We start from the raw sequence: 8682 nt of genomic DNA, 5'->3' as shown, positions 1-8682 counted from the left end.
CTTTATGGAAATACCGCATAACAGTAGTAGTGCTTATTCCTAAATCTAGGGATGTATTTTTAAAATTTAATTTTTTCAATTTGGTTATGATATATTGAATGGCTCTACTTGTAATTCTTTTTTGTTTCTCAGCTAATGTTCACTTTCTCTAATCATGAATATGGAGTTTAAAAGAATTATATTCACAGGGCATACTGTAAATCCTTAAAAAAGTTGAATCAAAATTCCATGAAACTAGTGCTCTTTTTCAAGTTTATAGCTTCATAATTAGAGTTAATGAACTAAAATGGTGGCTTTTTTATAATTGATTTTTATAAAACTTCAAAACTGTGTTATTTTACACATTACGACTATCCGTTTTACACATTACGCCTATCCATTTTAGACATACTGTTGACAAAAAGCATGTTAGTATAGAAATACCTATAAAATCAATGTTTTTTAGGTATTTCATGTATTTTAGGAGGGAATGCATTTAATAATAAAATTTTAGGTCTAGAGGCAGAAAAAAGTAAAAAAATATGTAAATTCAAATGAAAATCAAATGAAAGAAGGGAAGGTGTTTTAAATGAAAAAAATAGTTACTATTTTAAGTTTAATGGTTTTAGTAGGATGTGTTAATTTACAAGAAAAAATGGTTATCAAGGGGGATAAAATGATTGTTTTAAGCACGCAAGAATTATCTGTAAATGGAAATACAGAAGCAGAAATTAGAGAAACAATGCTGTCAAAAGCGACTTATAAGGAATCAATTTTAAATATGACTTCTACAGAAGAGAAAAAGAAGATCAAAGTTTTAGAGAGACGAGCAGTAAATGATTACTACGTTTTATCAAAGGCAAGTAAAAGAGTATCGATTACTCCTGAAGAGATAGGGAAAGTATACTCAGAGAATAAAAAAGATTTAGATGGGAAAACTTTAGAAGAAGTAACACCAGCAATTAAAAATTTAATCTATGAGGCTAAATTGAAAAATGAAATTACTCAACTTCTAAATGAAATAAAGAAAAAAAATAATTTGAGTGACGATAAAAAAAATGTTAAAGAAAATAAAAAAGAAGAAGCAACAAAGTTATCAAAAGTTGTCTATAAACAAGCAATTTTAGAGATGAAGTCAGCAGAAGATAAGGTGAAACTAGATACTTTAAAAAGACGAGCAGTAAATGATTACTATATTTTATCTAGAGCTAATGAAGAAATAAAGATTACTCCCAAAGAAATAAAGAAAATATTTGATGATAATAAAGGTGAATTGAATGGAAAAACTTTGGAAGAAGTGACTCCATCGATCGAAAATTTAATTTATGAGTCTAAACTTAAAAATCAAGTAATGGTCACTCTAAATAAAATAAAAAAGAAATATAAAATAGAGAGTAATATAAAAAAATACATAAAAAAATGAAATTAAATATACGAAAAAAGGAGAGGGATGGTGCTTATGAGGTATTATAAAAGAAATCTTTGGAAAATTATTTTTTTTGCATCGACTTTGACCTATGCTGCTGAACAAACTGTAGATATCGAAATTAATAATAATACTCAGTTAAAAAAATGGGAAGCTTTAAGTAGTACCAATTCACCAGGGGAAGTGTTAAAAAATAGCGCAAAAATAACAGTGAATGGTACTCATCCGTCAGATAATACTAATCTAGCAGCAATAAGGGGAAAGACCACTACAGTGCTTAATGAAGGCACTATAGAAATAAAATCCTTAGAAGGTGGGCTTGGGATTGAAGCTATAGATTCAACAGTAAAAAATAACGGAATTATAACTATTGATGGAAGTAAAAACTTTGGTATTTTAGGGACAAATAGTGTCCTAGTAGAAAATAGCAATAAAATTATTATCGAGGAATATTCTAGAGATGTTACAGGGATTGAAGAAAGCGGTGGGAAAAGTAGCAATAAAGGAGAAATCCTTGTGAAAGGTTCAGGTTCTAGAGGAATGGTAGTGAGAACCGCCGGAACCCAGACAAACGAAAAAAAAGGAAAAATAGTCCTATCTGGGGAGAGGGGAACTGCTATGGAAGGAAAAACTGGATCTATATCTATAAATGAAGGTTTAATAGAAGGAAGTGGCTACCAAAGTAAAGGAATGGCTTCCTATGATGGATCTAGATTGGAAAATACAGGTACGATTAACCTAACAGGATTTAGAAATTACGGGATTGTAAGTGACAATAAGATTGGAGATACAACTACAGCCAATTCTGTAATTAATACTGGAAAAGTAAATATAACTGGGAATTCTGGAAGAGCTTTAGTAGGAATAAAAGTAGATGAAATACTAAATGATGGAACTGTATCTATTGTTGGGAACGGAAACATAGGAATAACTTACACCCATGTAAAAAAAGTTTTAAATAATGGAATAATTATTTTAAAAGGTACTTCTAACTGGGGCTTTGCTGTAGATGAAATTAAAGATAAAGAAATAGAAAGTGTTGGAAAAATTAAGATCATTGATTCTAGAGCTTCTGGGGCTTTTGAACTGAAAGGTAGTATAATTAAAGGAAAAAATTCCGGGGATGTAACTGTAAAAAATGGAAGAAATGTAACTGTTTTAATGGTAACAAATAATGGTGAAGTTATCAATGGCGGAACTATTGATATATTAAGTGGAGAATCTAACTATGGAATATATTCCAAAAATGGATGGAAATCAGTAAACAGTGGAATAATAAATTTAAATGGTACTGGGGGGGCGGCTATATATAACCCTGGAGGAAATTTCATACAAAACAAAGGGAATATAGCTCTAAAAGGGAGAAATCTGGTTGGAATTTACTATGAAAATGAAAATGCAGGGCTTCTCAATACTGGAGAAATAGTAATTACAGGAAATGGAAATAGAGCTTTTGATGTCAACGAAAATTCTAATAAGGTGGTTAGATCAGTAGGGAATGTCCTTATTGATACAACGGCGACTGGTGCTGTAGCAGCTTATGCTCGAAAATCTATAAAAAATGCAATAAACGATGGAGTTATTAAAGTAAAGGGAACAGCTTCTTCAGGGTTACTTGGACTAGACCGTACAACAGTGACTAACAATGGAATAATAACTGTGAATACAAATAAATCTTATGGTATTCAGGCAGTAAGTGATGCTACCGCTGTTAATAATGGCAGTGTTTCTAACATTGCAAATAGTGGAGTTGCAATTTATATGGGATTAGAAGATAGTAATTTGTATATGGATAGTAAATCTTCTGTAGTGGGAAGAGTTTTATCAGCTGGGGGGGTTGGGATTTTTCACGGTACTAACATCAGTGGTGGCTCTTCTATACATAGTTTAAACTATAGTTTAGAAAATTTTTCTCATCTTGATATGAAAGACGGAAACTTTGAGCTGAAAAGAAATAATATATTAATTGCTCCAAAAAGAAAAGTTTTGGCTAGAGGATATAAAGACACAACTGGATACCTCGGGGATTTTACAATAGGAAAAAACTCGGTTCTTACTATGGAGGCATATATAAATAAAAGTAATAATTCATCCAACAGGTTAACGAGTACTATTCGTGCCAACAGTTTGGATATCAGAGGAGGCTTGTGGTATAAACCTTTAGATAAAATTTATATAACAAAAGCTACTACTAATAAGATCGTGGTACCAAATATCTTTACAAATAAAAAAATATTAGGTGTTTCCGAAAAAAATATTAAGGTAGTCAACGTAGTGGATGGATGGGTAGGGGGATACGAATTATCAGAGGATAAAACTGATTTAAGTCTGGTACTTACAAGGCGAAAAGGAGGAAAATATCTGCCAGATTCATATTATGATGGAGTCCATAATTATCCTCAAAATTTCTTTGGAGTCAAATATTTAAATGATGAAATTAGATTAGACGATTCATTTAAGGTTATCGAAAAAATACATAATGCTGAAATTCCATATTATTTTAATTTTTCCTTAGCAGGGGAAGAAGGAAACTATGATGGTGGGAATGAAAAAGGTAAATTTGGCTATAGAAAAAGCGGGATCCATCTTAAAAGTGGGTATAAAGTTCAGGAAAATTTAGTATATGGAATTGGTTTTAACGAACTTAATACAGAACTCCACTACAGTGGCTCAAGTAGAGGAAATCTTCAGACATATATTGTGGATACTGATTTGGTCTATCAAATGAATGAATTAAAAATTGGTGGATACCTAGCCGCTTCATTTAATGAACATAAAATCACCAGAGGAATAACTGGAAGTAATATTCAGGTAAAAGGAAACTATAATTCTAACGGATTGAAGACCGGAGCTGGATTAGAATATAAATATAGACTGGATAACAAAAACCTTATTATAACGCGTTTCGATGCGGGATTAATTTACAATAAAATTGATGGCTATGAGGAAGAAGGACATAAAGATTATAGGATGAAATTGTTGGCAAGTGACAAGTTGATACCGGTTCTTAAGTTAGGAATTGAAAGGCAGATGAGAAATAATAACTTATATACCATGCTAGGAGTCAAAGCGAATTATTATGTTACAGATACAATGGATAAAAGAAGTGGATATTATATGTTCAAGCCAGATGTAAAATACGATGTTCTTCCTGTAAATATTCCAAAATTAACTGTCGCTCTTAACTTTAGGCAGGAAGTGGATCTTAGCGATAGGTTATCTTTTTATTTTTTCGGTAAAGCTGAAATGGGTAAGAAATACTGGGGAGCTTTAGGAGAGGTGGGACTTACATATGAATTCTAAAAAAATTATGCTACTTTTATTCTTATTTGTATCTATAATTTCTTTTTCAGCGGTAGAGATTAAGCTTGTAGATGTTAATGTAAATGAAGGGATAAAAGAAAGAAATGAAAATCGTAGATATAAAGTTACAACAAAGATAGATGGTAATGTGAGTAAGGAAACTCATTTTTTACTTAAGACTGAGAAAAAGAGTAGCACAACAGTTAAGACGTTATACGTAGACAGAAGGGTAATGAATAATAGGAACGGAAAGATTAAAAGCCAGAAAAAAACTCTAGAAAAAGTATACCAATTAGAAATTAAATACAACAAAGAAGGTAAAGTAAAGAAAGTTTTAGAAAAATCCTATGTAATTGATTTGAATGGGAAAGTTCTTATTATGTATGTCCCAATAAAAATTCTTAAATCAATGTATAAATATTATACTCCTGAAGAAAAGAAAAAGTTGAAAACTAAAAAGAATGGAATTCTTGCGTTGGAAAAATTTTATAGAAAAATATTTTATCATTCAGGGGAAAAAAGTGCACTAAAATTTGAGGAAATAATAAGTAAACTTATTCCTGAAAGTAAGATAAGGGAATACAATGTTTTGGATTTAGGTATTTTAAAGGATGAAATTATGAATGAAGATAAAGAGCAAATTTTCTTGAGGGGAAAAATTGAATTCTAAAGGAGGGGTTAGAGTGAAAAAAGTGTTTTTAACCTTACTTATTTTCTCGATGACCTCTTGTAGAGGTTATCGAGAAGATGTAAGAGTTGTGGCAGAAGATATTATTAAAAATCCAATTCAGTTAGAGTTAGTAAAACCTACACTTATTAAAGCAAGCAAAAAAATGGAAAGGTTGATGGTGCTTACAGATGAATTGGGGACGTTTGATTTCGATAAGAGCGTGATAGAGCATTCAACAATAACTATAGGTCAGATTCAAAGGAAAATAATAGATAAAATAGAGGGTAGACGTGGGAAGCTAATGATTGTAGGGCATACAGATAGCATAGGTTCAGACCAATATAATCTTTCACTTTCGTATAGAAGAGCTCGTGCAGTTAGAGATCTTATTTTAAAGTTTATACCTAAAGAGAATCAGACTAAAATAAAAGTAGTTGGGAAGGGAGAAAAATATCCGATTGTAGAAAATAACTCTGTATTGAATAGAAGAAAAAATAGAAGGGTAGAAATATTTTTTATTGAGGAATAAAAATAATTGAGGTAGGTGAGGAGAAGTGAAAAAAATTGAAAAAATAATCCTTATATTTTGTTTGTTTTGCGGAGTATTTTCTTTCACTTTGGCTGAGGTCGTAAATCACTCTGAGAGGGCTATTGATCTCGAAATGAGAAGACTAGAAGAAAAAGTAATTGATCAAACATTAAAAAAAGAAGCTCAAAAAAAAGAGCTTGAAAAAAAGATGATTGAAAAAAAGATGATTGAAGGGAAAGGAACGAAAAAATTACAGGATGGAAAGAAATTTCAGATAAAAAAAATAACTTTAATCAATGCAGAAAGGCTTACAATTAAAGAGAAAATGAGTGTTATAAAAAAATATGCAAATACAAAAATTGGTTTATTAGAGGTCCATGAATTGATAAAAGCACTAACAAATAAATACATTCAAAAAGGATATGTCGCTGCTCGTGTTACTATTCCTGTGGATCAAAATATTAGTAGAGGGGAGTTGAAACTTAGAGTTTTTGAAGGGAAAATTGAAGATGTAGTTATTAATGTGGAAGATAAAGAAGATAAATGGAAAGAAAAAATTAATACTGTATTAGAACCAGGAGATACAGTTGACCTAAAAAACATCGAGTACATGGAGAAAATAATTAATGGAACTCCTAAAAATCAAGGATCTATTAAACTGGAACCTGGGAGTAAGATAGGGCAGACAATTATAAAAGGAGATTTCAAAGAAAGTAAGTTTGGGAATATAGGCATCAATTACGACAACTTAGGGAGTGAAGGAACTGGAAAAAATAACTTAAAACTTTCTTATACACACAGTAATCCTATTGGTGTCAGTGATGTTTTTTTCGTACAAGCTGCTACAACTTTAGAACCAGATAGAGAAAGATTTAATAGAACTATGATCTTAGATTATAAGGTTCCGATCGGTTGGTGGGAAACAGGAATGTCTTATAACTACTCACAGACCAAAAATACTATCGAAGGGAATGTAAGAAGTACTCTTCAAGAGTCTAAAAGTGAGAGTTATAAACTCAAATTAAATAGGACAGTTTATAATGGAACAAAGGGAAAAGTAAAAATAGTATCCAATTTAGGTGTAAAAGATTCAAAAACATATATCGAAAAAAGTTTGGTTAAAACAAGCAGTTATAAAAACGCGCAATATGATATAGGTTTAATCTATAGTGGGACACTCTTTGGAGGAAGTATTTACAATAAATTAAGCTATATAAAAGGACTAGGAGGAATGGGTGCTGATAAAGATTCAAAATATATAAAGGCAAAGAGACAGTTTGAAAAATTTAAATTTTATAGTAGGTATAACAAGCCTTTTAAAGTATTAAAATATTCCTTTGCCTATGAAATGACAGTGGATAGTCAATATACAAACGATATTCTCTATAGTACAGATAAATTTTCTATAGGTGATGATACGACAGTAAGAGGGTTTAGAAATGGTGTTAGTGGAGAAAATGGATTATATCTAAAAAATCAGGTTTATTATACGATTGATAATAGTTCTAAGAATCTTATATTAAAACAATTTAAAGGTCTTAGACTATTTACAGGGATAGATTATGGTTTTGTGGACAACAGCGCAAATAAGGGAAGTCACAAATATCTTAAAAGGGAAGAATTAACATCTGCTTCTTTCGGGCTGCAAAAATATTTTGCTAATGGAAGTATTGAGATTACTTATTCTCTTCCAATAAATAGTCCTGATTATGTAAAACAAGAAGAAGGGATACTTTATCTAATAGGAAGTTTAAATATGTAAAAAAAATTAATTTAAAGGAGGAGTTAAAATGTCAGTAAATAAAAATAATCAAAAGATAGAAAAACTGACAAAGGGATTAATAGGTTTGTTAGCCTACAATATTCTTTTGCCCTATAATGTAACTTCTTATGGGGCTGGTGTCGTAGTAGATCCAAGTGCCTTAGAAGCGCATAGAGCAACAATAGGGAAAACAGCAAACGGTCTAGATCAGATAGATATAGTAGCACCAAATAATAATGGTTTGTCACACAATAAATTTCAAGAATTTAATGTAGATAAAAGAGGGATGATTCTCAATAACTCAGCTGAAATGACACTTACAAGACTAGCAGGACTAGTCTATGGAAATAATAATTTAACTAAGGGAAATGAAGCAAAAACTATTTTATCTGAAGTAACAGGGATAAAAAGATCTGAAATAGAAGGATTTATAGAGGTCGCAGGGAAGGAAACAGAATTTATATTAGCAAACCCAAATGGAATTTATTTGAGTAGTGGTGGTTTTTTAAACATGTCTAAAACCACATTAACAACAGGGAATTCCCAAATAAATAGTGATGGTAGTCTAGGTTTCAGAATAAAAGATGGAATTGTAGAAATTGCCAAAGGTGCGACTATAAACATAGAGGATGTAGACTATTTTGAAATTCTTTCTAGAGCGGCTAAGATAGGAGGAGTACTTTCTAGTAGTAGAACAGAAAATCGTTCGACTAAAGAACTTAAGATTTTAACGGGGGATAATACTTATAATTACGATACCGGTAAATATACAAGTGAAGATAGTGAAGGGAAATATGGATATGCTATTGATGCGACTGAATTTGGAGCAGTATCAGCGGGAAAAATATCACTTATTTCTACTGATAAAGGGGTTGGAGTAAACAGTTTTTCTAGTATGATAGCTACTGTAGGGAACCTGGATATAGATTCTAAAGGAGATATAAAGGTCAAAAACGTAGTAACTAGAAAAGGTGACATCGTAATGAAGAGTTCTGAAGGAAATGTAAAACAGC

General features: G+C 31.1%; 6 protein-coding genes and 1 pseudogene. 6 read left to right on the top strand and 1 reads right to left on the bottom strand.

The annotated features are described in order from the left end of the window. Window positions 1–121: pseudogene (locus WBG30_RS13225) on the bottom strand (transposase family protein); the annotation flags it as partial. A gap of 447 nt (window positions 122–568) precedes the next feature. Here WBG30_RS13225 and WBG30_RS13220 point away from each other — a divergent pair. The 6 genes from WBG30_RS13220 to WBG30_RS13195 all read left to right on the top strand — a co-directional run. Continuing rightward, window positions 569–1402 (top strand): hypothetical protein, encoded by an 834-nt coding sequence (locus WBG30_RS13220; protein ID WP_424505125.1) that lies wholly within the window; start codon window positions 569–571, stop codon window positions 1400–1402. A gap of 36 nt (window positions 1403–1438) precedes the next feature. Next, window positions 1439–4708, top strand: a complete 3270-nt coding sequence (locus WBG30_RS13215; RefSeq protein WP_424505124.1) for a hypothetical protein — start codon at window positions 1439–1441, stop codon at window positions 4706–4708. After that, window positions 4698–5378 (top strand): hypothetical protein, encoded by a 681-nt coding sequence (locus WBG30_RS13210; RefSeq protein WP_424505123.1) that lies wholly within the window; start codon window positions 4698–4700, stop codon window positions 5376–5378. The genes WBG30_RS13215 and WBG30_RS13210 overlap by 11 nt, the downstream gene beginning before the upstream one ends. A gap of 13 nt (window positions 5379–5391) precedes the next feature. Further along, entirely contained in the window at window positions 5392–5907 is a 516-nt protein-coding gene (locus tag WBG30_RS13205) for an OmpA family protein (RefSeq protein WP_424505122.1), read from the top strand. A 25-nt stretch (window positions 5908–5932) separates the two neighbouring features. After that, window positions 5933–7669 (top strand): ShlB/FhaC/HecB family hemolysin secretion/activation protein, encoded by a 1737-nt coding sequence (locus WBG30_RS13200; protein WP_424505121.1) that lies wholly within the window; start codon window positions 5933–5935, stop codon window positions 7667–7669. 28 nt (window positions 7670–7697) lie between these two features. Continuing rightward, on the top strand, window positions 7698–8682 hold a 985-nt coding region (locus WBG30_RS13195; RefSeq protein ID WP_424505120.1), incomplete at its 3' end, for a filamentous hemagglutinin N-terminal domain-containing protein.

The organism is Psychrilyobacter sp. (assembly GCF_049671765.1).
Taxonomy (GTDB): Bacteria; Fusobacteriota; Fusobacteriia; order Fusobacteriales; family Fusobacteriaceae; genus Psychrilyobacter.
This window is presented reverse-complemented; position numbering and strand designations above follow the sequence as displayed.

Bases quoted from the DNA above. Each gene is read 5' to 3' on its own strand.
- WBG30_RS13215 (WP_424505124.1), top strand. From the start codon at position 1,439: ATGAGGTATTATAAAAGAAATCTTTGGAAAATTATTTTTTTTGCATCG.
- WBG30_RS13210 (WP_424505123.1), top strand. From the start codon at position 4,698: ATGAATTCTAAAAAAATTATGCTACTTTTATTCTTATTTGTATCTATA.
- WBG30_RS13220 (WP_424505125.1), top strand. From the start codon at position 569: ATGAAAAAAATAGTTACTATTTTAAGTTTAATGGTTTTAGTAGGATGT.